The following is a 26,898-nucleotide window of genomic DNA, read 5'->3' on the forward strand; positions in this document are numbered from 1 at the left end:
CTAGCTCCGTCAGTCTTCGGATGAGTTGTTCAAAGCCATGTCGATCAGGTCATCGATATCGAGCTCGTCGATCGATTCATCCGTGATGCCGTGATCAATCTCGCCGTGGCTTTCCTGTCCTTGTGCGAGCTTCATGAGTGCATCCAGCAGACCCGCGTCGCGGAGACGGGTGAGAGGGATTGTTTCGAGGGCTCTGCGAATATCGTTTTCTGAAAGGTCTGTCGACCGGCCGGGGTTGTCGTGATCGGTGAACTCGTCGGCCAGGTATTCGGCCAGAGCCTGTGGCGTCGGATAGTCGAACACCAGAGTCGCCGGCAACCGCAGGCCCGTAACGGCTTTGAGGGCGTTGCGGAACTCGATAGCGGTGATCGAATCGAAGCCCAGCTCGTTGAAGGCCCTATCGGCGGCGATCGCATTCGCGTTCTGATGACCCAGAACCGCCGCGACCTGACCACGGACGATCTCGACGAGCACACCGAACCGCTCATTGTCGGGAGTGGCGGCCAAACGCGCACGGAGTGCCGCGGGTGCGCCCGAGGCTGTCTTGCGGCGAGCCGGGGCCAGGCCGGAAATCAGGGCCGCGGCGAACCCCGCGCTGCGGAGGCCATCCAGATCGAGACGAGCGAGGATGGGTGCCGCCGCGCCGATATCGGTAACGGCGTCGAACAGCGCGAGACCCTGTTCCTCGGACAGCGGCAGCATGCCCGAACGAGACATGCGGTACCGGTCGACATCGCTGAGCTCTGCGGCCATACCACCGCTCATGTCCCAAAGACCCCACGCAAGAGACTGCCCGGAGCGCCCGGATGCCCTGCGGTGCACCGCCAAAGCGTCCAAGCAGGCGTTAGCCGCGGCGTAGTTGCCCTGGCCCGGATTGCCGAACGCACCGGCCGCCGAACTGAACAGCACGAACGCCTTCAACGGCAGATCGGCGGTCAGGTCATGCAGGTGCAGGGCAGCATCGACCTTGGGCCGCAACACCGTGTCCATCCGGTCCGCGGTCAGCGAAGCGATGGCACCATCGTCGAGCACACCAGCCGTATGGAACACACCGGCGAGTGGACGGCCCGCAGGCACACCGGCCAATACCTCGGCGAGCGCGCCACGATCAGTGACATCACCGGAGACGAACTCGACTTCGGCACCGAGTTGCTGCAACTGCGTCCGCAATTCGGCAGCGCCGGGAGCGGATTCACCGCGTCGGCTCAGCAACAGCAAGTGACGGACACCGCGGGCATTCACCAGGTGCCTGGCGAACAGCCCACCGAGGTATCCGCTGGCACCGGTGATCAGAACCGTCTCGTCCGGACCGAAAGCCGGACTCGCAGCGGTCGCTGGAGTCGAGGCGGTTCGGACGAGTCGCGCATTGTGTACCTGTCCGCCGCGCACGGCCGCCTGCGGTTCCTCGGAAGCCAGAATCCCGCCGAGCAGCCCGTCGAGTTCGGAATCGGTGTCGATCAATACGATTCGGCCAGGGCTTTCCGCCTGCGCGGAACGAACCAGACCACTCACCGCAGCACCGGCCAGGTTCGTAATGTCTTCCCCGGCGACAGATACCGCACCACTGGTCCGAACCACCAGCACCGACTCACCGAACCGCTGATCGGCAATCCAGGACTGGAGCACCTGCAGCACACCGTGCGTCGCGGCACGAACGGTGGCGGGATCATTACCCGCCGGGCAGTCCAACACCACTGCGGCCGGAACCTCGGCACCGAGATCCGCCCACGACACTGCGCCGATCTCATTGTCGGACACCGAGATCGGTGTCCAATCGACCTGGAACAACGCCTTGTCGACCGTGGACGCGCCGGCCGTGAGCTGCGCGGGATCAATTGGCCGGGAGGCCAGACGCCGCACCGTCGCCACCGGAGCACCGGTCGGGTCCGCGAGATCCACAGCCACCGCATGCTCGCCGACGGGGGCGAGCCGAACGCGCACTGCGTTGGCTTGCGCCGCGTGCACCGTGACACCGGACCACTCGAACGGCAATGCGAGTCCGGTTTCCGCCGCCGACATGTAGCCGCCCGAGCGCAGCGCATGCAGAGCGGCATCGAGCAGCGCCGGATGAATCCCGAAACCCTTGGCTTCCTGCGGATCCGGTAGCGCGACCTCGGCGAACAATTCCTCGCCGCGCTGCCACGCCGCCTGGAGACCCTGGAAGTGGGGTCCGTACCCGTACCCGGCATCGAGCAGTTCGTCATAGATACCGTCGATGCCCAGCGGCTGCGCACCGGCCGGGGGCCACGAGGCGAAGTCGACAGCAGCCACCACTTCACCCGGCGCGAGCGCGCCTTCGGCGTTCAGCCGCCACGACGTCGCCGAATCGACCTCTCCATCAGGGCAGGAGAAGATCCGCACCGCGCGACGATCCGTCTCGTCCTCGGCGCCGACCACAATGCGCACCGCGACCCCGCCGGACTCCGGCAGCACCAGCGGAGCCCGCAGGATCAACTCGTCCAGGCTCGAACAGCCGACCTGCTCCCCGGCATGCATGGCGAGCTCGACCAATCCGGTGCCCGGGAACAATACGGTGCCCATCACCCGGTGATCGGCCAACCAAGGATGTGTCTGCACCGACAGGCGACCGGTCAGGATGACCGCACTGGAGTCCGGTTGTGACACCACCGCCGAAATCAGCGGGTGTCCGGTAGCGACGAGACCCATCGACCGGGCATCACCACTATTGGCGGATCCCTCGAGCATCCAGTAACGCCGACGCTGGAAAGCGTAGGTGGGCAAGTCGATTCGCTGGGCTCCGGTACCGGCGTACAGACCGGCCCAGTCGAGGTCGGCACCGGAGACGAACAACCTGGCGACCCCACCCAACACCGTGGACGGATCGGCCTGGTTTCGACGCGCCAGCGCCACCACCGCAGCGGCCGCGCCCGCGCTCACCTGCTCGTCATCGAGCGTCTGGGCGATCATCGGGGTCAGCACCGCATCGGGCCCGACCTCGGCGAACCGGGACACACCCATACCCGCCAGCGCGACGACAGCATCGGCGAACCGCACCGTGTCCCGGACCTGACCCACCCAATACGACGGATCCGACATCTCGTCGGTGATACGGGCACCCGTCACCGTGGACACCAATGGGAGGTTCGGCCGAGCGAATGCCAAACCCTCGATCGCCGTGGCGAATTCGGCGAGCATCGGATCCATCAACGCCGAGTGGAAAGCGTGCGAGACCCGCAACCTGCGCGTCCGCCACCCACGCTCAGCGCACGCCTCGACCACAACGGTGACCGCGTCCTGCGCACCCGAGAGCACCACCGCCGACGGGCCATTGACCGCCGCGACCGACACCCCACCAGCCAGCAACGGCAGCACATCGGTCTCCGACGCACCGACAGCGACCATCGACCCACCCGTGGGCAACGCCTGCATCAACCTGCCCCGCGCGGCCACCAGCACACACGCATCCGCCAGCGACAACACGCCCGCCACATGGGCGGCAGCGATCTCGCCGATCGAGTGCCCGGCCACGACATCGGTTCGGAATCCCCAGGATTCGAGCAGCCGGAACAGTGCCACCTCGAAGGCGAACAACCCCGCCTGCGCGAACACGGTCTGGTCGACCTTGTCATCACTCACCAACGCTGTGCTCAGCGAAACCGGTTGTCCCAGAAGTGGATCCAATTCAGCGACGATCGCGTCGAAATGCTCGGCGAACACCGGATTCGCAGCACGCAACTCAGTAGCCATACCCGCCCACTGCGCGCCCTGCCCGGAGAACACCACACCCGTCGAACCCGACACCACCCGACCCGACACCACATTCGGTGCCTGCGCACCCGCGGCCAACGAGCGAACCCCCGCCAGCAGACCATCACGGTCGCCCGCGACGGCAACAGCCCGATGCTCGAAGACACCACGCGTCGACACCAACGAGAAACCGACATCGATCGAGTCGTGTTCGTCCACATGCGTTGCCAGGCGGGCAGCTTGCGCGGCAAGAGCCGCACCACTGCGTGCCGAGAGCAGCCACGGCAATACGGCCGGGACGGCTTCGACCACCGGCGGCACATTCACCGGAGCCCGTTCCACCACCGGCTCGGTCACCGGGGCCTGCGCCACGATGACGTGAGCATTCGTGCCACTGATACCGAAGGACGACACACCCGCACGACGCGGCCGGTCTGCTGTCGGCCACGGCACCGACTCGGTCAGCAACCGGACATGACCTTCACTCCAGTCGACCTTGGTGCTGGGCTGATCAGCATGCAGCGTCCGCGGCAGCACCCCGTGCCGCATCGCCATCACCATCTTGATCACACCGCCCACACCGGCGGCGGCCTGAGCGTGACCGATATTCGACTTCAACGACCCCAACCACAGCGGACGTTCCGAATCACGGTCCTGCCCATAGGTCGCCAACAGCGCTTGCGCCTCGATCGGATCACCGAGGCTGGTACCCGTGCCGTGGGCCTCCACCGCATCGACCTCGACCGGCGACAGCCCGGCGTTCGCCAGCGCTTGGCGGATCACCCGCTGCTGCGAGGGACCATTCGGCGCAGCGAAACCATTCGAGGCACCATCCTGATTCACCGCCGAACCGGCAAGCACCGCCAGCACCTGATGACCATTACGGCGGGCATCGGACAACCGCTCCAACACCAGGACACCGGCACCCTCGGACCAGCCGACACCATCGGCCGCATCGGCGAACGACTTGCACCGCCCATCCGGCGACAACCCCCGCTGCCGTCCGAATTCGAGGAACATATCCGGCGTCGCCATCACCGCCACACCACCGGCCAACGCCAGATCGCACTCCCCCGACCGCAGCGACTGCCCCGCCAGATGCAGGGCGACCAGCGATGACGAGCACGCGGTATCCACGGTGACCGACGGCCCTTCCAGACCGAACACATACGACACCCGACCCGAGACCAAACTGCCCGCGGCACCGCTACCTGTCCCGGTTGCTTGGGCGTAGTCGTGGTACATCAGACCGGTGAACACCCCGGTCGAGCTGCCACGCAGCACCGCCGGATCGACACCAGCGCGTTCCAGCGCCTCCCAGGAGACCTCCAACAGCAACCGCTGCTGGGGATCCATCACCGTGGCCTCATTGGGACTGATCCCGAAGAAGTCCGCGTCGAATTCGGCTGCGGAGTACAGGAATCCGCCACTGCGCGTATAGGTCTTGCCCGCCTTCCCGGGTTCGGGATCGTAGATGCCCTCGATGTCCCAGCCACGATCGACCGGCATCTCCCCGGTGGTGTCAACGCCCGAGACGACCAGATTCCACAGGTCCTCCGGCGACGCGACCCCACCTGGATAACGGCAGGCCATCGCGACCACAGCGATCGGCTCATCGTCGGCTCGGACCCGACTGACCGCGAGCTCTTCGACAGCTTCGGCGCCGGTGAGTTGCGAACCGATGAAGTCGGCGACGACTTGCGGGTTGGGATAATCGAAGATGAGCGTGGCCGGGAGTTGCAGACCGGTCGCGGTATTGAGTTTGTTGCGGAACTCGATGGCGCTCAACGAGTCGAACCCGAGCTGCTGGAAAGCCTGCTGGGGTTCAACGGCATCGCTGGAGGCGTGTCCGAGGATGCCGGCGGCAACCGACCGGACAAGGTCGACCAGAGCACTGTCGCGGTCGGAATCCGATAGGCCCGCCAGCTTCTGCAGAAACTCCTGCCCCGCCGGGGTCCGGCTCTTACGGCGCACAGGCGCTGGCGCGATCGCCCGCAGTAGGGCGGGGATCTGCTCGCCCCGAGTTCGCAGCACCGCCGGATCGACCCGCAGCGCTACCAGCTGAGCGGTATCGGTGGCGATCGCCGCATCGAACAATGCCAGACCCTCGGCCTCGGTCAGCGGCGGGAATCCCTGCCTGCGCATCCGATCGAAATCGGCCTCGGACAGCTCCGTACCAAGGCCGCTCGATCGCGCCCACATGCCGTAATCGAGCGAGGTCGCAGGCAGCCCCAACCCGTGACGATGCGCCGCGAGAGCATCCAGGAAGACATTCGCCGCAGCGTAATTGGCTTGGCCCGCGGCCAGCACCAACCCACCCGCCGAGGACACCAGCACGAACAGTGACAGCGACCGATCACGCGTGAGCTCGTGCAGATGCCACGCGGCATCTGCCTTGGGCCGGAACACATACTCGATCCGGTCCGCCGTAATCGACTCGATCACACCGTTGTCGGCGGTTCCCGCCGCATGAACCACACCCACCAGTGGATGCTCGTCGGAGATGCCGTCCAGCAGCGCTGCCAGCGCGTCCCGATCGGACACATCACACGCGGCAATCGTGACCTCAGCGCCGAGCTCGACCAACTCGTCACGCAACTCAGCGGCAGCGGGAGCGTCCAGGCCGCGCCGCGACGTCAAAAGCAGATGCTCCACACCGTGTTCGGTCACCAGATGCTTAGCGATCACGGCACCCAGACCACCGGTACCACCGGTGACCAGCACGGTCCCCGGCTCGGTCAGCCGAGCGATCGCGCCCGGTGTGTGGCGGGTCAGACGCGGCACGAGCAAGCTCGTGCCGCGCAGCGCGGCCTCCGGTTCCCCGGCAGCGGCTGCCACCGTGGTCGCGACAGCGGACAGGTCACCGTCCTGATCCAGATCGAGAAGCTGGAACCGACCCGGGTGCTCGGCCTGCGCGGCACGTAGCAGCCCCCACACCGGCGCCTGATCCAGACGGACCTGCTCGGAATCGGCAATGGCCACAGCGTTTCTAGTCACCACCACCAAACGGGAAGCGGCGAAACGGGTTTCGGCCAGCCAACCCTGAACGGTGTCGAGTACACCGGTCACGACCTGCCGTGCCGCCGCTGTCGGCGGACCGTCGTGGAGCGGGCACTCGAGCAGCACGATGTCAGGAACAACCGGCTCCTCGGCCGCATCCAGATCGGTGATCAACGCCGCGAGATCACGATGGCCGGAACCGAGTACCGCCGCCCGGCCCGGCTCGACACGCACCGCCGACGACAGCGGGGCGGTGACCCATTCCACGCCGAAGAGGGCATCCGACACCCGGTCCGCGCCCAGGCGTTCGGCCGATACGGGCCGAGACACCAGAGCACCCACCGACAGCACCGGTCGGCCCTGGTCATCGGCTATCTGCACGGCGAAGTTGTCGCCTTCGGGGACGCTCCGTACCCGCACGGCGGCAGCGCCGGCCGAGTGCATGACCACACGGTTCCAGGCGAAAGGCAGTACCGCGGAACCACTGTCGCTCCGACGACCATGAATGATCCCGGCATGCAGGGCCGAGTCGAACAACGCTGGATGGATCCCGAAACCCTCGGCCGCCCGCGGGTCCGGCAGGGCGACCTCGGCGAAAATTTCATCGCCACGCCGCCATGCCGCCTGCAATCCCTGGAAGAACGGGCCGTAGCCATACCCGAGTTCGAGCAACTCGTCATAGGCACGGTCGACAGGCAACGGTTGCGCACCTGCCGGAGGCCATGAAGTCAGATCGAAATCAGCCACCAGGTCGCCCGGGGCGAGCACGCCCTCGGCGTGCAGCGACCACGGACCCGCTGCGGCCTGTCGAGAATGGACGGTCAGTCGTCGGCGACCGGACTCGTCGGCGGCGGCCACCACGACCTGTACCGCGACACTGCCTTCGGCGGGCAACGTCAACGCAGTGTGCAGGACGAGCTCGTCCACCACCGCGCAGCCCAACAGCCCGCCGACATAGCCGGCCAGCTCGACGAATCCGGTACCCGGCAGCAACACGACACCGTGCACGCTGTGGTCGGCCAGCCATTCCACCGAGTCCACCGACCACCGGCCGGTAAAGCTCACCCCACCCGACTCCGGGTGCGGCACAACAGCACCGAGCAGGGGATGGTCCACCGCATCGAGCCCGACAGAGGTCACTGCGCCCAGTTCGGCACCGAGCCACGACTGGGCCAACATCTGCCGGGCATCGAGCCAGAAACGCTCATGCTGGAAGGCGTAGGTAGGCAAGTCGATTCGCCGAGCCCCGGCACCGGCGTAGAGACCGGCCCAGTCCACCTCGGCACCGGCCACGAACAACCCGGCCACCCCGCTCAGCAGGGTGGACACATCGGGATGGTCTCGACGCGCCAGCGCCACCACCGCAGCAGCGCCATCCACGATCTGCGCGACCATCGGGGTCAACACCGCGTCGGGGCCGACCTCGGCGAACCGGGACACGCCCAAACCACTGGCCGTGACAACCGCATCGGCGAAACGGACGGTCTCGCGGACCTGACCAACCCAGTACGCCGGATCGGTCATCTCGTCGACGACCTGGGCACCGGTCACTGTGGACACCAGCGCAATGCTGGGGCGGGTGAATTCCAAACCCTCGATCGCCGTGGCGAATTCGGCCAGCATGGGCTCCATCAACGCCGAGTGGAAAGCGTGCGAGACCCGCAAACGATGCGTGCGCCAACCACGTTCGATACACGTGTCGACAACGGCCAGGACCGCGTCTTCGACACCGGAGAGCACCACCGACGACGGACCGTTGACCGCCGCGATCGACACCTCACCAGCCAGCAACGCCACCACATCGGCTTCCGAAGCACCGACCGCGACCATCGCTCCACCGGCAGGCAGAGCCTGCATCAACCGTCCACGCGCCGCCACCAGCACACACGCATCCGCCAGCGACAACACACCCGCCACATGCGCGGCAGTAACCTCACCGATCGAGTGACCAGCCACCACATCGGCGCGGACTCCCCAGGATTCGAGCAGCCGGAACAGTGCCACCTCGAAGGCGAACAACCCCGCCTGCGCGAACACTGTCTGGTCGACCAGATCACCGTCGGACAATGCCACGCTCAACGAAACAGATTGCCCCAGAAGCGGATCCAGTTCACCGACGATCGCGTCGAAATGCTCGGCGAACATCGGATACGCAGCATGCAACTCGGCAGCCATACCCGCCCACTGCGCACCCTGACCGGAAAACACCACACCCGTCGAACCCGACACCACACGACCGGTCACCACGCCAGGAGCCTGCACTCCCGCAGCCAGCGCCCGCACACCCGCCAGCAGGTCGTCACGGCCCTCGGCCACGACAACCCCGCGATGCTCGAACACACTGCGCGTCGACGCCAATGAGAAACCGATATCAATCGGATCGTGTTCGCCCACATGCGATGTCAAACGATCAGCCTGAGCGGCAAGAGCATCGCTACTGCGTGCCGAAACCACCCACGGCAACACAGCCGGGACGGTCTGCACAACCGGCACCGGGGCAGGCGCCACCACCAGGCCCTGTTCCAGGATGACGTGAGCGTTGGTGCCGCTGATACCGAACGAGGACACACCAGCACGACGCGGCCGATCTGTCACCGGCCATGGCTGCGGCTCGGTCAACAACCGCACATGACCTGCAGACCAATCAACCTTCGTCGAGGGCTGATCGACATGCAGGGTCTGCGGCAGCAGCCCGTGCCGCATCGCCATCACCATCTTGATCACACCGCCGACACCCGCGGCGGCCTGAGTGTGACCGATATTGGACTTCAACGACCCCAACCACAGCGGTCGATCCTGGTCACGGTCCTGTCCGTAGGTGGCCAGCAGCGCCTGGGCTTCGATCGGATCACCCAAAGTGGTTCCCGTGCCGTGGGCTTCGACCGCGTCGACCTCGACCGGGGACACCCCGGCGTTGGCCAAGGCTTGGCGGATCACCCGCCGTTGCGACGGACCGTTCGGCGCGGTCAAACCATTCGACGCACCATCCTGATTCACCGCCGAACCGGCGACCACAGCGAGAATCTGGTGACCATTGCGCTGAGCGTCGGACAACCGCTCCAACACCAGCACACCGGCACCCTCGGACCAGGCGACACCATCGGCGGCATCGGCGAACGACTTACTCCGCCCGTCCGGCGAAAGCCCCCGCTGCCGACTGAACTCGACAAAAACCTCCGGCGTAGCCATCACCGCCACACCACCGGCCAAGGCCAGATCGGACTCGCCCGACCGCAAGGACTGCGCGGCCAGATGCATTGCCACCAGCGACGACGAACACGCCGTATCCACGGTGACCGACGGCCCTTCCAGGCCGAACACATACGAGACTCGACCGGAAGCGATGGATCCCGCATTCGCATTGACCGGATAGTCGTGATACATCATCCCGGTGAAGACCCCGGTCGAACTGCCACGCAGCACGGTGGGATCGACACCGGCCCGCTCCAATGCCTCCCATGAGGTCTCCAGCAACAGGAACTGCTGCGGATCCATCACCGCGGCTTCATTGGGACTGATGCCGAAGAACGCGGGATCGAACTCTCCAGCGGAGTGCAGGAATCCACCCTCACGCGTGTAGGTGGTGTGTGGTGTTTCGCCGGTGGGATCGTAGAGACGTCCGGTATCCCAGCCTCGATTCACGGGGAATTCCGACGTCGCGTCGGTCCCGTCTACGACCAGATTCCACAGAGCCTCGGGCGAATTGACACCACCCGGGTACCGGCAGGCCATGCCGACGATCACAATAGGTTCGTCGTCAACAGCTTTGACGGCAGTGACCGCGACGTCCTGTCCCGCGCCGGTGAGCTCGTCGGCGAGGTATGTGGCCAGCGCCTGTGGTGTCGGGTAGTCGAAGACCACCGCGGCCGAAAGCGACAGGCCGGTGGCGGTTTTGAGCCGGTTGCGCAGCTCGACCGCGCTCAGCGAATCGAAGCCCAGGTCCTGGAACGCGCGATCGGAATCGATCGCGGACGCACTGTCATGACCGAGCACGGCCGCGACGTGCGTGCGCACGGTATCGAGCACCGCCTGCCGCTGCCGATCGGAGTCCAGACCGGAAAGTCGTTGCTGGAGACCGGACAGCACCGCCGAGGTCGCCGCCGGGCGCCGGGCCACTGCCGGTGCCAGTTCCCGCAGCAGCGGTGGCAGCAGTCCGGCATCGGCCTGGGCGCGAATCGCGGCGGGATCGACCGCGGCGATCACCGCGTGCGCGAAACCTCGGTCGAGCACCGTATTCCAGCCCGCCAACGCCTGCTCATCCGGCATCGCGGTGAATCCGCCCCGGCTCATCCGGGCCACATCGGTCTCACCCAGGTGTCCGGTCATACCGCCCGAGCGTGCCCACGGACCCCACGCCAGTGATTGTCCGGGCAGCCCTCGGGCACGACGGTGCGCCACCAGCCCGTCGAGGAAGGTGTTCGCGGCCGCGTAGTTGGCCTGCCCTGGTCCGCCGATCGTGCCCGACACCGACGAGAAGACCACGAACGCCGCCAGATTCAGCTCCGCCGTCGCCTCGTGCAGATGCCAGGCGGCATCCACCTTGGGCGCCAGGACCGCGTCCACCCGCTGTGCGGTCAGCGACGCGATGATCCCGTCGTCGAGCACCCCCGCGGCGTGGATCACGCCGGTCAACGGCCACTGCGCGGGTACTTCGGCCAGCAACCCGGCCACCGCATCGGCATCGGTGACATCACAGGCCACCACCCGAACCTGTGCGCCCAATTGCTCCAACTCGGCGCACAGCTCCGCCACGCCCTCGGCCCGCGGACCGCTGCGACTCACCAGCAGCAACGACCGCACGCCGTGCTCGACCACCACGTGCCGGGCCACCACCGCGCCCAAACCGCCTGTACCGCCGGTGATCAGCACTGTCCCCGCGCCGAAGGCGGAAGCGTCCGCTGCAGAAGGCACAGTCGCGGGTCGGGTGAGTCGAGCGGTGTGGGTGGCACCGGCGCGCACGACCACCTGGGGTTCGCCCACGGCCAAGACGGTGGCCGCGAGTTGCTCGTCAATGTCGGTGTCCGTGTCGACCAGGACGATCCGGTCCGGATCCTCCGTCTGCGCGGTACGCACCAAGCCCCACACCGCGGCACCGGCGAGGTCGGTGAGGTCTTCATCGGCCAGCGCGACCGCGCCGCGCGTGGCGATCAGCAGGGTGCTCGAGGCGAACCGGTCCTGAGCCAGCCACGCCTGCACCATCTCGAGGATTCGCGCGACTTCGGTATGGGTGGCGGTCACCACGTCGGTGCCGGTGGTTTCGTTCCACCCGGACCCGGCCTCGACCACCACCACCGGGGGTACCGGCGACTCCGGGTCCAACCGGTCCCACCGACCCACACCCGCATCCACCACCGCGGACCTGGACGCGGTCGGCGACCACACCAGTTCCAGTACCGGATCGGCCGCGCCGCCCGCGGCGGCCGCGGCGAGCTGGAGGAGTGGCATAGGCCGGGTCGTCACCGATCCCGACAACACCGGCTGTCCCTGCGCATCGGCCACCGACACCGATACCGACGATCCGGTCGTGGTCAGACGTACGCGCAGCACCGACGCCGCGGCCGCGTGCAGCGACACCGATTCCCACGAGAACGGCAGCACGACCTGCCCGGGTGCGACCGTGAACGGTGAATCCGGCTGTCCCGCATCGCTGTCGAGCATTCCGGCCAGCAGACCCGCCTGCAGGGCAGCGTCCAGCAGTGCCGGATGGATGCCGAATCCTTCGGCTCGCACCCCGGTGTCCGTATCGACGGCGATCTCGGCGAACACCTCCGCACCGCGTCGCCACAGCGCCCGCACACCCTGGAACGCCGGACCGTAGTCGTAACCACGCGCCAGCAGCTCCGTGTACGCGCCCCCGACATCGATACCATTCGCCGCGGTCGGCGGCCATGCCGCCGGTTCGGGTTCGGGCATGCCGGCACGGATGGCCAGCAGGCCCCGCGCGTTCAGTACCCACTGTCCGTCCCGGTCGTGTTCATCGCGGGAGTAGATCGAGATCGGCCGCTGCGGCGACTCGTGTTCGGGCCCGCCGACGACGACGTGGATCTGCACACCACCGGTCGCGGGCAGCAGCAGTGGCGCCTGTAGCGTCAATTCCTCGATCACCGGGCACCCGGTCACGGCACCGGCACGCAACGCCAATTCCACGAAACCGGTGCCCGGTAACAACACCGACCCGGCCACCGCGTGGTCGGCCAGCCAGGGCTGCGTCGCCAGCGACAACCGGCCGGTCAGCAGCACGCCACCGGACTCCGGTACCGACACCACCGCGCCCAGCAACGGATGGTCCACCGCACCCAAACCCACGGATTCGATACCGGCCGTGCCTGCAGTGGGCTCCAGCCAGTAGCGACGGTGCTGGAAAGCGTAGGTGGGCAACGACACTCGCGAGACCGAGCGGGCGGCGAAGAATGCCGTCCAGTCGACATCGACACCGACCGTGTACGCGTGTGCCAAGCAGTTCACCAACTGCTCGACCTCGGCCCGCCCGCGACGTGCTCCGGCGACCACCGACGACTGCGCTTCGATATCTTCCGGCAGGCATTGCCGGGTCAGTGCCGTCAGCACCGCATCCGGACCGATTTCCAGGAATCGACGCGCGCCCGAGGCCACCAGAGTGTCCACGCCCTGAGCGAACCGAACGGCCGCCCGCACCTGCTGGACCCAGTACGCGGGTTCCAGCACTTCGGCACCGGCGATCCGGCCGGAGACATTCGATACCAGGGGAATCTGCGGGCGGTGGTAGGTGACATCCCGTGCGACGGACTCGAACTCGGCCAGCATCGGATCCATCAGGTGGGAATGGAACGCATGCGACACGGTCAACCGCGAGGTCTTCGGTCCACGCTCGGCAAACTTCTGCTGGAGTGCCTCCACCGCGTCCTCGTCGCCGGAAACCACAACGGCTTCGGGCGAATTCACCGCGGCGATGGACACTCGGTTCGCATGGTCGACGAGCGCCTCGGATACCTCGCGCTCGCTCGCCGCGATGGCCAGCATGGCGCCGCCTTCGGGCAGCTGCCCCATGAGGCGACCACGGGCGGCGACCAGCCGACACGCGTCCGGTAGCGACCACACCCCGGCGATGTACGCGGCGGCCAACTCACCGATCGAATGTCCGGCCAGGACATCGGGTGTCACACCGAACGAGTCCAGGAGTCGGCACAGCGCGACTTCGTATGCGAACAACGCGGGCTGGGTGAACTCTGTCCGATTCAGAACATCGGCGTCAGCAGGGCCACCATCGACCAACTGACCGGTGAACATCAACTGCCTGAGCGAGCCGCCCAGCAGTGGATCGAACTGCGCGCAGATCTCATCCAACGCGGCAGCGAATGCCGGGAAGGCGTCGTACAGTTCACGTCCCATCCCGACCCGCTGTGCGCCCTGCCCGGTGCACAGGAAGGCTGTCTTACGCGTAACCGCCTGCCCCGTGGCCACATTGGCGGCGCTCGCCGATCCGTGTTCGGCCAGCGCGGCCAGTCCGGCGAGCATCGTGTCCCGGTTGTCGCCCACCACCGTGCCCCGCCAGTCCAGCTGGGCGCGGGTCGTCAACAGCGAGTAGCCGATATCGTCGACGGTCAGGTCGGGGTGTGCGGTCACCCAGTGCAGCAGTTTGGCCGCCTGCGCACGCAGGCCGTCTTCGGTTTTCGCCGATACCAGCCATGGGGAGGCACCGGACACGACCGCCTTGGCACCGCGATCGGCGGCGTCGTCGGACGATTCGGCCGGGGCCTCCTCGAGGACGGGGGCTTCCTCCAGAATCACGTGAGCGTTGGTGCCGCTGGCGCCGAAGGAGGACACGCCGGCGCGACGCACCCGCTCTCCCGTCGGCCACTGTTCTGCCGTGGTGAGCAGCCGCACCGTTCCCGCCGACCAGTCCACGTGCGGGGTCGGAGCATCGACATGCAGTGTCGCGGGCAGCATTTCGTGCCGCAGCGCCTGCACCATCTTGATCACGCCGCCGACACCGGCCGCGGCGGAGGTGTGTCCGATATTCGACTTGAGCGAGCCGATGCGCAGCGGGTCTCCGTCGCGATCGCGACCGTAGGCGGCGATCAACGCCTGCGCCTCGATCGGGTCACCAAGGGTGGTGCCGGTGCCGTGCGCTTCGACCGCATCGACGTCGGCGGGCGTCAGACCGGCATTGGCGAGGGCCGCCGCGATCACCTTTTCCTGCGAAGGACCGTTCGGCGCGGTCAGCTGGCTGCTGGCGCCGTCCTGGTTGATCGCGCTGCCGCGGATGACCGCGAGGACCTGGTGGCCGTGCCGGCGTGCGTCCGACAACCGTTCGACCGCGAGCATGCCGAGGCCCTCGGAGAATCCGGTGCCGTTCGCTGCTGCCGCGAAGGCCTTGCACCGTGCGTCCGGGGACAACGCGCGCTGCCGACCGAAGGCGATCAGCAGGGTGGGGTCGGACATGACGGTGACCCCACCGACCAGGGCGAGCGAGGTCTCCCCCTGACGCAATGCCTGACAGGCGAGGTGCAGGGCGACCAATGACGACGAGCACGCTGTGTCCACCGAGATCGCCGGACCTTTGAAACCGAAGGTGAAGGCCACGCGCCCGGAGAGGACGCTGGCCGAAACACCCGGGTAGGCGTGGCCTTCCGACTCCGCGGTCAGGCCCGGCGAACCCACGCGGGGGCCGTAGTCCTGGTGGATTACGCCCGCGTACACACCGGTGTCGCTACCGCGCAGCGTCGCCGGATCGATCCCGGCGTCCTCCAGTGCTTCCCAGGCCGTTTCCAGGAACAGCCGCTGCTGCGGATCCATCGCCGCGGCCGCGCGCGGACCGATTCCGAAGAATCCCGCATCGAAATCGCCTGCGGCATCCAGGAATCCACCTTCCCGGGTGTAGATGGTCCCGGGCGCGTCGGGGTCGGTGTCGAACAGGCGCTCGAGCTCCCAGCCGCGGTCGGCCGGGAAAGGACCGACGGCGTCGGTGCCGGAAGCGACCAACTCCCACAGCTGCGCCGGAGTTTCGACACCACCCGGGTATCGACAGCTCATGCCGACGATCGCGATCGGTTCGGTGGCACGTTCTTCCAGGTGCTGGATGCGCTTGTTGGCGGTTCGGAGGTCTCCGGTGAGCTTCCGCAGATACCGGCTGAGACGTTCCTCGTTGCTGGTGCCGGGGTTGCTCATGCTGGGCCAAACTCCTCGTCGATCAGATCCAAAAGTTCACTGTCGGACTGGAATTCGAGATCGTCGTATTCACTGTCCGACCACTTGCCGCCCAGGTAGCCGCGCAGGCGCTCGTTGACGCCCCGCAATCCGGCGACGGTTTCGTCGTTGTCGGCGCCGCTCGCGATAATCCGCTCGAGCAGGGCCTCGAGCCGCGCGATGTCGTCGGGCACCGTCGATGTCGGTTGCGCGGGCGTCGTCACCACGGTCTGCGCCAGCAGGTAGTCGGCGGCGTCTCCCGCGGTGGGGTAGTCGAATACCAAGGTCGAGGGCAGCGACAGCCCCGTCGACTTCGACAACCGGTTACGGAACTCGATTCCACCCAGGGAATCGAAGCCGAGTTCGGTGAAGCCGCGTTCGGGTGCGACGTCGTCGGCCGACGCGTAACCCAGCACCGCCGCCACCTGTTCCCGCACCAACTCCAGGACGACTCCCCGCCGCTTCGCCTCCGCCACACCGTGCAGACGCTCCCCGAGCGAAGGTTCGGCACTCGATGTCGTGGCCGACCGGGCGCGCGCGCGAACGAACCCGCGCAGCACCGCCGGTACCGGACCGGTATGCGCTTCCAGGCGCAGTTTGTCGGTATCCAGCTGCAACAACGCCGACACCGGTTCGGCCGTGGTCAGCGATTCGTCGAACAACCGCAGGCCGTCGGTGCGGTCCAGCGGGGCCAGGCCCATTCGGTCCAATCGACCCATGGCACTGCGATCCAAAGCGCCGGTCATGCCGATGTCCTGCTGCCACGGACCCCAGGCGAGTGCGAGTGCCGGTAGTCCGTCAGCGCGGCGTTGCATCGCGAGGGCGTCCAGGAAGCTGTTCGCGGCAGCGTAATTCGCTTGCCCCGGTGAACCGATCATTCCGGCAATCGACGAGAACATCACGAACGCGGACAGATTCATGTCGCGAGTGAGCTCGTGCAGATACCACGCCGCCTCGGCTTTGGGAGCGAACACCCGATCGACCTGGTCACCGGTGAGCGTGTGGAACGTACCGTCGTCGAGCACGCCCGCGGTGTGCACGACACCGGTGAGTGGGTGCTCCGCGGGAATGCCCGACAGCAGATCCCGAAGCGCGTCGCGGTCGGTGACATCGCAGGCGGCGATCCGCACCTCGGCGCCGGATCGAGACAGTTCCGCCGCGAGTTCCGTTGCGCCGTCCGCACGCTCGCCACGGCGAGATACCAGCAGTAGCCGTCGCACACCGTGCGCGGTGACCAGGTGCCGGGCCAGCAGCGCGCCCAGTCCCCCGGTCCCGCCGGTGATGAGCACGGTCCCGGACCCGAACGAAACCTTCTCGGCCGCAGCGGATGTCACCGCCTCCAGCCGCGGTGCCAGGACGCGGTCGCCCCGCACTGCCACCTGCGGCTCTCCGGTCGCGATCGCGACTCGGATCGCCTCGGCCGAAATATGCTGCGCACCACCGGATTCGTCGACGTCGAGCAGCACGATCCGCTCCGGATATTCGGTCTGAGCGCTACGCAGCAGCCCCCATACCGCAGCCGATGCGGTATCCGGTGCCTCATCGGCCAGGGCCGCGGCACGTCCGGTCACCACAACGAGCTGCGACCGTGCGAATCGCTCGTCGGCCAGCCAGCCGTTCACCGTGTGCAGGGCGGCCTTCACCCGATCACTCGCGGACGGCATCGAATCATCGTGCAGCGCAGCGGCTTCGGACCAGACGATAACGTCCGGGACGGTCGGAGCCGAAGCGAGCGCCGCCAGATCCGAATACCGCTCGTCGATTCCGGCCACGTGCGCGGCTCCGAGCACGGCCGCACTCCCGGTCGGGGTGAATCCGTCGGGTATCCCGACCGCCGCCCAGCGCAACCCATACCGCGCCGCACGTCCACCCGCCAGATTGGCGCGGAACTGCTGGACGTCGTAGGAGCGCATGACCACTTCGTCGATCGAAACCACCGGAGTTCCGTCCTGGTCGACGGCCACGACACTGATCGCCTCACCGCTGCGCTGGATGGCCATCACCCGCAACGTCGTGACCTTGGACGTGGTGTGGAATTGCGTTGCGCCCCACCGGAACAAGAGTTTGCCCTCAGCGGGATTGCGCTTGTCATCGGTCCACACCAAACAGACAAGTCCGGCATGTAGCGCCATATCGAACAGCGCCGGATGCAGCTGGAACCGATCGGCCGGGATTTCCTGGTTCAGGGTGATCTCGGAGAAGATCGTGTCACCACGGCGCCACGCGGCGTCGATGCCGATGAACGAGGCACCGTATTCCAGTCCGGCGACACGCGCCACCTGGGCCGGAATCCAGTCGGGGTCCACTGGTTCGGCGTCGACCGGCGGCCACGGCTCGTTGCGCAGCATGTCCACGAGTCCGATGTCGATCAGCTGTTGACCACTCAATACACCACTGGCGTTGCGCGTCCACTCGCTGTCGGCGGCGCCGGTGAGGCGGTAGTGGAACGTGAACGATCGACGTCCCACGGGGTCCGGTTCCCGCACCAGTACTTGCAGTTCGACATCGCCCTGCGCCGGAGGGAGGATCGGCGCCTCGAGGGTGAACTCTTCGACAGCGTCGCATCCGATCCGCCGACCCGCGACCAGCAGCATCTCCATGAGCGCGGCACTCGGGACGAGCACCACACCGTAAGTGGTGTGGTCGCTGATCCATGGATGGGTGCGCAGCGAAAGCCGCCCCGTGAACAGCCACTCGTCGCGGTCGGCCACTCGCACCACATCGGTGAGCAGCGGGTGTTCCGACGCATTCCGGGGCTCCCCGAGGCCGGGTTCGAGCCAGTACCGCCGATGTTCGAAGGCATAGGTGGGCAAGGCGACTCGTGACATCCGGTCGGTGAACAGCCCATCCCAGCCGACAGCCACCCCGGCCGTGTGCGCCTGGCCGAGCATCGTGAGGAACTGCTCGACCTCGTCGTGCTCCCGGCGGGCCGCCGCGGCGACCACGGATCGAGCCTCGATATCCGCGGGCAGCGTGTGCCGCGTCATCGCCGCGAGCACCGCATCGGGTCCGACTTCGAGGAAGCGCCGCACACCCGACGCCACCAGCGTCTCGACACCGGGCGCGAAACGCACCGCGGCGCGCACCTGCGATACCCAGTAGCCGGGATCCAGGATCTCGTCACCGGCGATCCGGCCGGAGATGTTGGATACCAACGGAATCCGTGGGGCGTGGAATGTTACTCCCGCCGCCGCGGTCTCGAACTCGGCCAGCATCGGCTCCATCCGATGGGAATGGAACGCATGCGACACCCGCAGCCGGCTCGTCTTGCGATCCGACTCGGTGAACTGCCGATCGATTTCGTCGATGGCGTCCTCGTCACCCGAGACCACCACGGCCGCAGGCGCATTCACCGCTGCCAAGGACACCCGATCACCGAATCCGGCCATCGCCGCGCCGACTTCGGCCTCGGACGCGGCGATCGCGAGCATCGCGCCGCCCGCCGGCAGCGCCTCCATCAGCCGTCCTCGTGCCGCGACCAGCGCGCAGGCGTCTTCCAGTGACCACACACCGGCCACATATGCCGCGGCGAGTTCACCGATCGAGTGCCCGATCAACACATCCGGGACAACTCCGAATGACTCCAACAGCCGATACAACGCCACTTCGAACGCGAACAGCGCGGGCTGGGTCAATCGTGTCCGATCCAGAATCCCGGTCTGCGCTGACCCATTCGAGCGACCTGACAAGCAGTCGCAAGCTGACCCTTTCGAGCGACCTGACAAGCAGTCGCAAGCTGACCCGTTCGAGCGACCTGACAAGCAGTCGCTAGCGGTGACTCCCTGATCGTCGATCAGCTGTCCGGTAAACATGACTTGCTTCAGGGAACATCCGAGTAGCGGATCGAACTGGGCACACACCTCGTCCAGTGCCGCGGCGAATACCGGGAAGGCCTCGGCGAGACCCGCGCCCATACCGACCCGCTGCGCGCCCTGACCGGTGAACAGGAAGGCGGTCTTCGCGGAGCCCACCTCGCCGGAAACCACTCCGGCCGAGGAGGATCCGGCGACCAGCTTCGCCAGCCGCGCCAGCAGTTCGTCGCGATCACCACCCAGGACCGCCGCCCGCGACTCGTGCTGCGCACGGGTCGTCGCGAGCGAATACGCCACATCCGCCGGATCGGCGTCGGGGTGATCGATGAGCCACTGCTGCAGTTTCGCCGCCTGTGCCCGGAGGGCGGTCTGATTCTTGGCCGACACCAGCCAGGGCACCACCGTGCGTGGGCGGTCGGTAACCGGTGCCGAGACGACCGACCGTAGGGCGGGCGCTTCCTCGAGGATCGCGTGCGCGTTGGTGCCGCTGACACCGAACGACGACACGCCGGCTCGACGGACCCGTCCGCCGGTCGGCCACGGCTGCGCCTCGGTCAACAGCTGGACATCGCCCGAGGACCAGTCCACGTGTGGGCTCGGCTCGTCCGCATGCAGTGTCTTCGGCAGGGTTTCGTATCGCAGCGCTTGCACCATCTTGATGACGCCACCGACACCCGCCGCGGCCACGGTGTGGCCGATATTCGATTTGATCGATCCGATGCGCAGCGGTTGTTCCGCACGGTCCTGCCCATACGCCGCGATCAGCGCCTGGGCTTCGATCGGATCACCCAACGACGTCCCGGTACCGTGCGCCTCCACCGCGTCGATATCCGACGGCTCGAGCCCGGCATTCGCCAACGCCGCCGCGATCACCCGCTCCTGTGACGGACCATTCGGCGCGGTCAAGCCGTTACTCGCGCCGTCTTGATTCACCGCCGTTCCGCGCACGAGGGCGAGGACATTGTGCCCCAGTCGCCGGGCGTCGGAGAGCCGCTCGAGCACCAGCACACCGACGCCCTCGGAGAAGGCGACGCCATCGGCCGCCGCGGAGAACGCCTTGCACCGTCCATCGGGCGAGAGACCGCGCTGCCGCGCGAAATCGACGTAGAGATAAGGACTGGCCGCGACCGTCACACCGCTCGCCAGCGCCAGCGCGCTCTCCCCCTGGCGCAGCGCTTGGCAGGCCAGATGCAACGAGACCAGCGACGACGAACATGCGGTGTCCACGGTGACCGCCGGGCCTTCGAGACCGAGGACGTAGGCCACCCGTCCGGAAATCACGCTGCTCGTGGTACCGGTGAGCCGGTAGCCCTCCAGGTCACCGGCCACCCGATCGACGTAGCCCGAGTAGCCCGCTCCGGCGTACACCCCGGTGTCGCTGCCCCGCAACGACGTCGGGTCGATGCCCGCGTCCTCCAGAGCGTCCCAGGACACCTCCAACAGCAGACGTTGCTGCGGGTCCATCGCGGACGCCTCGCGTGGACCGATCCCGAAGAATCCCGGGTCGAAATCGCCTGCGTTGTAGAGGAATCCGCCGCGTCGGGTGTAGACGGTACCGGGCTTGTCCGGATTCGAATCGAACAGCCGCTCCAGATCCCAGCCCCGATCCGATGGGAAATCGCCGGTCGCGTCGGTTCCGGAGGCAACGAGATCCCACAGCTGGTCCGGTGATTCGACGCCGCCGGGGAACCGGCAGGCCATGCCCACGATCGCGATCGGCTCGTCCGCCCGGACTCGGCGGACAGCCTTCTTGACGGGTTCGCCCGCCGTCGGCTCGACGCGGGATCGCACCAGCTTCGCCACCGCCGCCGGGGTCGGATGATCGAATACCAGCGTCGACGGCAACTGCAGGCTTGTGGCCTTGCCGAGCCGGTTCCGGAATTCCACGCCACCCAGCGAATCGAAGCCGATCTCGTCGAAGCGCTGGTCCGGCCGGATGTCGGCGGCCGAATCATGCCCCAACACCGCCGCCGCCTGTGCCAGTACGACCTCCAGCACCACCTCGTTACGCCGTGCTTGCGGCACACTCGCCAACCGGGCGGCCAGCGAGCCCGCCGCCGCGGCGACCGCCGCCTGTTGCGTCGGGCGCGTCGAGCGCCGCACGAATCCGCGCAGCACCGCCGGAACCGCGTCGACCTCGGAGTCGCGACGCAGGACACTCGCGTCGAACCGGATCGGAGCCAGACGCGCATCCGAGTGGATGAGCGCCTCGTCGAAAAGGCGTGTCCCTTCAACACTTTCGAGCGGACCCAGACCCAAGCGATCCCACCGCGCGAGGGCGGCGCGGTCCAAGCCACCGGTCATACCGCTGCCCTGGTTCCACGGCCCCCACGCCAGCGATGTGGCGGCCGATCCCGCGGCCCGTCGCCGCTGCGCCAACGCGTCCAGGAAACCGTTCGCCGCGGCGTAGTTGCCCTGCCCCGACGACCCCAGCACCGTCGCGATCGACGAGAACACCACGAACGCGGACAGATTCAGCCCACGAGTCAGCTCGTCCAGATGCCAGGCCCCGTCGACCTTCGGTGCCAACACCCGATCCACCTGGTCACCGGTCAGCGACTCGACCGTGCCGTCGTCGAGAATTCCCGCGGTGTGCACGACAGCGGTCAGTCCGGCGTCGGGATCGATCGTCGCCAGCAGGTTCCGCACCGCGTCGCGGTCGGCGACATCGCACGCGACGACCCGAGCCTCGGCCCCGGCCTGCGCCAATTCGGCAACCAGCTCGGCGGCGCCGGGTGCTTCGGGTCCCCGACGCGACGTCAGTACCAGACTGCGCACACCGTGCTCGGCGACGAGATGACGGGCGAACAACGCACCCAGTCCACCCGTACCGCCCGTGATCAACACGGTCCCTTCCCCGAACGACGGCCCCATCGCCGGGTCCGCGGAGGCGGACGCGCGCACCATCCGAGGAACCAGAATCTCCTCGCCACGGACCGCGGTCTGCGGCTCGCCCGATCGCACCACCGCCGCGATACGGTCCGCATCGAGCGGCCGGGCCGGATCCTCGTCGACGAGGACGAATCGTTCCGGATGCTCCGACTGCGCACTGCGCACCAATCCCCACACCGCCGCCGCGGCCGGATCCGGAGCCTCATCGGGCAACCCCACGGCGCCTGTCGTCACCACGACCAACCGGACATCGGACAGACGTTCCTCGGCCAGCAAGGACTGCACCGTCGCCAACGCGCCGTGCACGCTTGCCCGCACCGATTCCGGACCACCGACGGCCGAACCTGCCACGATTGGCTCGGTCGCCCGCCACACCACCACACCGGGAATACCTTCGGCCACAACGACATCGGCGACCGACGCGTATTCCGTGTCTATCCCCGCCACTGCCGTGTTCCCGAGTACCGCCAGGGACGGTCGACCGACTCCCGCGGCCGACTCCGCGGTGGGCTCCCAGCGCACCTGGTACAGGCCCGCCTCGTCACCGACGAGACTGCTCCGGAATTCCTTCACGTCATATGGACGCATCACCACCGCGTCGACCGACACGATCGGGTTGCCGTCCGGATCGACAGTCGCGACCGAGACGGTCTCGGGTCCGGTCGCGACCGCAATGACCCGAAGCGACGTCACCTCGGCCGGCCACTGGCCGCCATCCGTTGCCGACCTGTGGAAACGGGCACCACCCCACCGGAACAACAACCTGCCGGTATCGGGATCGGAATCCGCATCGCGCCACAGCAAACCGGAGAACCCCGCGTGCATGACCATATCCAGCAGGGCGGGGTGCAGGTCGTGCCGTCCCAGCTCCGGCGCCGCCTCGGTGTCCAGCACGATCTCGGAGAAAACCGTGTCGTCGCGTTGCCACGCGGCACGCACACCGACGAACGCCGGACCGTACTCGAGCCCGGCGAGCTTCGCAATCCGCTCCGGAAGCCCCGCGCTGTCCACGACCTCGGTATCGACGGGCGGCCATTCCTCCTCGCGCAGCCGCGACAACAACGCCGAATCGCCATCCCACTCGGCCCCGAACGCACCGGTGGCGTTGTGGATCCATTCGGCATCTGAGGACTTGCGGAAATAGAACTCGAACGGACGCCGCCCGGACTCGTCCGCCGCCTGCACCAATACCTGCAACTCGACCTCGTCGTCGGCGGTCGGCAGAATCGGCGCTTGCAAGGTGAGCTCCTCGACCACCCCGCAACCGATCCGACGGCCCGCGACGAGAAGGAACTCGATGAACGTCGCGCTCGGCACAACCACCACGCCATGGGTCATGTGATCGGCGATCCACGGATGAGTCCGCAACGAGAACCGGCCGGTCAACAACCATTCGTCGGTACCCGCCAACCCGACCACGCCCGTCAGGATCGGATGATCCGTCGACGGCGAAGCGTCCACGGCGCCCGACAACCAGAAACGGCGATGCTGGAAGGCATAGGTAGGCAACGGAACCCGACGCGCCTCACGACCCGCGAACCACGAACGCCAGTCCACCCGCGCACCCGCGACATGAACCTGCGCCAAGGAAGTTACGAACTGCTCCACCTCATCGACCGACCGCCGCGAAGTGGCCGCCACCGACGACACCGACTCGACTTCCGGGTTCTCGGCCAGACATTGGCGAGTCATCGCGGCCAGCACCGCATCCGGTCCGATCTCCACGAACCGCCGCACACCAGCCTCGACCAGGACATCGATCCCCGGCGCGAACCGGACGGACCCTCGCACCTGCTCGACCCAGTACTCGGGATCGGTCAGCTCGGCAGCGACCACGACCGCCGAAACATTCGACACGATCGGCAACGATGGCTGCCGATACGTCAATCCTGCTGCGACAGACCGGAACTCGGCCAACATCGGATCCATCCGCGCCGAATGAAAGGCATGGCTGACCCGCAACCGGTTCGTCTTCACACCCTCGGCGGACAGCAGCCGCTCGATCTCACCGATCACATCGACGTCCCCGGACAACACCGTCGACGACGGACCGTTCACCGCCGCGATCGACACACGGTCGGCGAAATCGGCGACGATATCGACAACTCGTCCTGCACCGATCGCCACCGCGAGCATCGCGCCGCCCACCGGCAATGCGCCCATCAACCGGCCCCGGGCCGCCACCAGCGCACACGCATCCTCGAGCGACCACACCCCGGCCACATACGCCGCCGCCAACTCACCGATCGAATGCCCGATCAGCAGATCCGGTGTCACACCGAATGACTCGATCAACCGGAACAACGCCACCTCGAACGCGAACAAGGCCGGTTGGGTGAATTCGGTCCGATCCAACACACCCTCGGCGTCGGCGAACATCAGCTCCTTCAAGGACAGCGCGGAGCTCCTCGAGGGGTGGTGGTCAGGCGACGGGTGGACCCGGCCCAACAACGGATCGAACTCCGCACACACCTCGTCCAACGCGGCCGCGAACACCGGGAACGCCCGATACAGGCCCGCACCCATACCAACCCGCTGCGCACCCTGACCCGTGAACAGGAACGCCGTCCTGTCAGAACCCGCCGTCCCCTCGATCGTGCCGTGCGAACCGGCGGCCACATCAGCCAGACCGGCCAGCAGTTCGTCCCGGTCACGCCCCACGACCGCACCGCGCCGGTCCAACTGCGCCCGCGACGTCGCCGAGGAATACGCGATATCCCACACATCTACGTCGGGATCGTCGATCAACCACTGTCGCAGTCGATCCGCCTGGACACGGAGGGCTGCGTCGGACTTGGCCGATATCAACAACGCAACGATATCGGCCACCACGGTTTTCGCGGCCGGTGCCTGCTCGGCCCCGTCTGCGGACGTCACGATGACCGGATGGGCGGGCGCTTCCTCGAGTATCAGGTGGGCGTTGGTACCGCTGGCTCCGAACGACGACACCCCGGCTCGCCGGACCCGGTCCCCCACCGGCCACGACTCACTGTCCTGCAGTAGCCGCACCGTGCCCGCGGACCAATCCACATGCGGGGTGGGCGAATCCACGTGCAACGTCTTCGGCAGCACGCCGTACCGCATGGCCTGCACCATCTTGATCACGCCGCCGACCCCCGCCGCAGCCGAGGTGTGACCGATATTCGACTTCAACGACCCCAAACGCAACGGCACGCTCTCGCGCCGCGCGCCATACGCGCTGATCAGTGCCCGCGCCTCGATCGGATCCCCGAGCGTCGTGCCGGTGCCGTGCGCCTCTACCGCGTCGATCTCCGACGGGTCCAGCCCGGCGTTCGCCAACGCGGCCGCGATTACGCGTTCCTGCGACAGACCATTCGGCGCGGTCAAGCCGTTGCTCGCACCATCCTGGTTGACAGCACTGCCACGCACCACCGCCAGCACGGTGTGACCGAGCCGCTGTGCGTCCGACAACCGCTCCAACACCAACACTCCGAGCCCCTCGGAGAAACCGGTCCCGTCGGCAGCCGCCGCGAAAGCCTTACAACGCGCATCGGGCGACAACGCACGCTGACGCGCGAACGCGATCAGCAAAGACGGATCCGACATCACGGTCACCCCACCCGCCAACGCCAGCGACGTATCGCCCTGCCGCAGTGCCTGGCACGCCAGATGCAACGCCACCAGCGACGACGAACAGGCGGTATCGACCGATATGGCCGGGCCTTTGAAACCGAACGTGTACGCGATCCGACCGGACAGCACAGCGTTCGAAACACCCAGGTAGGCATGGCCTTCGGTCTCGGCGGTGATATTCGGCGAGCCGATGCGGGGACCATAGTTCTGGTGGATGACTCCGGCGAAGACGCCGGTGTCGCTGCCGCGCAACGCCATCGGGTCGATACCCGCGTCCTCCAACGCTTCCCAGGACGCCTCCAACATCAGGCGCTGCTGCGGATCCATCGCCGCGGCCTCACGCGGGCCGATCCCGAAGAAAGCCGCGTCGAACTCACCTACGGAGTCGAGGAACCCACCGTCACGGGTGTAAATGCTGCCCGGCACATCCGGATCCGGGTTGAACAGCCGTGCCAGGTCCCACTCTCGATCGGTCGGGTAATCCCCGATGGCATCTACACCGTCCGCCGTCATGCGCCACAAATCCTCGGGGGACCGCACACCCCCGGGATACCGGCAAGCCATACCGACGATCGCGATCGGTTCCCGCGACCGGTCGGTGAGCACACGTAGTTGTTGTTTGGTCTCGTAGAGCTCCTTCGCGGTCTTCTTCAGATACCGGCGTAGCTCGTCGTTGTCGGCCATCGGTGGAACTCCAGATCGTGTGTGCTCAGCTGAGGTGGTCGCG

2 protein-coding genes are annotated in these 26,898 nt (G+C 67.1%); both read right to left on the reverse strand.

Going from position 1 to position 26,898, the window contains the following annotated elements; genetic code table 11:
• Window positions 1-9: 9 nt before the first annotated feature.
• Entirely contained in the window at window positions 10-15,855 is a 15,846-nt protein-coding gene (locus OG874_RS26805) for a type I polyketide synthase (protein ID WP_330249896.1), read from the reverse strand.
• Entirely contained in the window at window positions 15,852-26,855 is an 11,004-nt protein-coding gene (locus tag OG874_RS26810) for a type I polyketide synthase (RefSeq protein WP_330249897.1), read from the reverse strand. Before OG874_RS26810 ends, OG874_RS26805 begins: the two co-directional genes overlap by 4 nt.
• Between the last annotated feature and the right edge of the window lie 43 nt (window positions 26,856-26,898).

Origin of the sequence: Nocardia sp. NBC_00565 (genome assembly GCF_036345915.1) — a bacterium.
In the GTDB taxonomy this organism is placed as follows: domain Bacteria; phylum Actinomycetota; class Actinomycetes; order Mycobacteriales; family Mycobacteriaceae; genus Nocardia.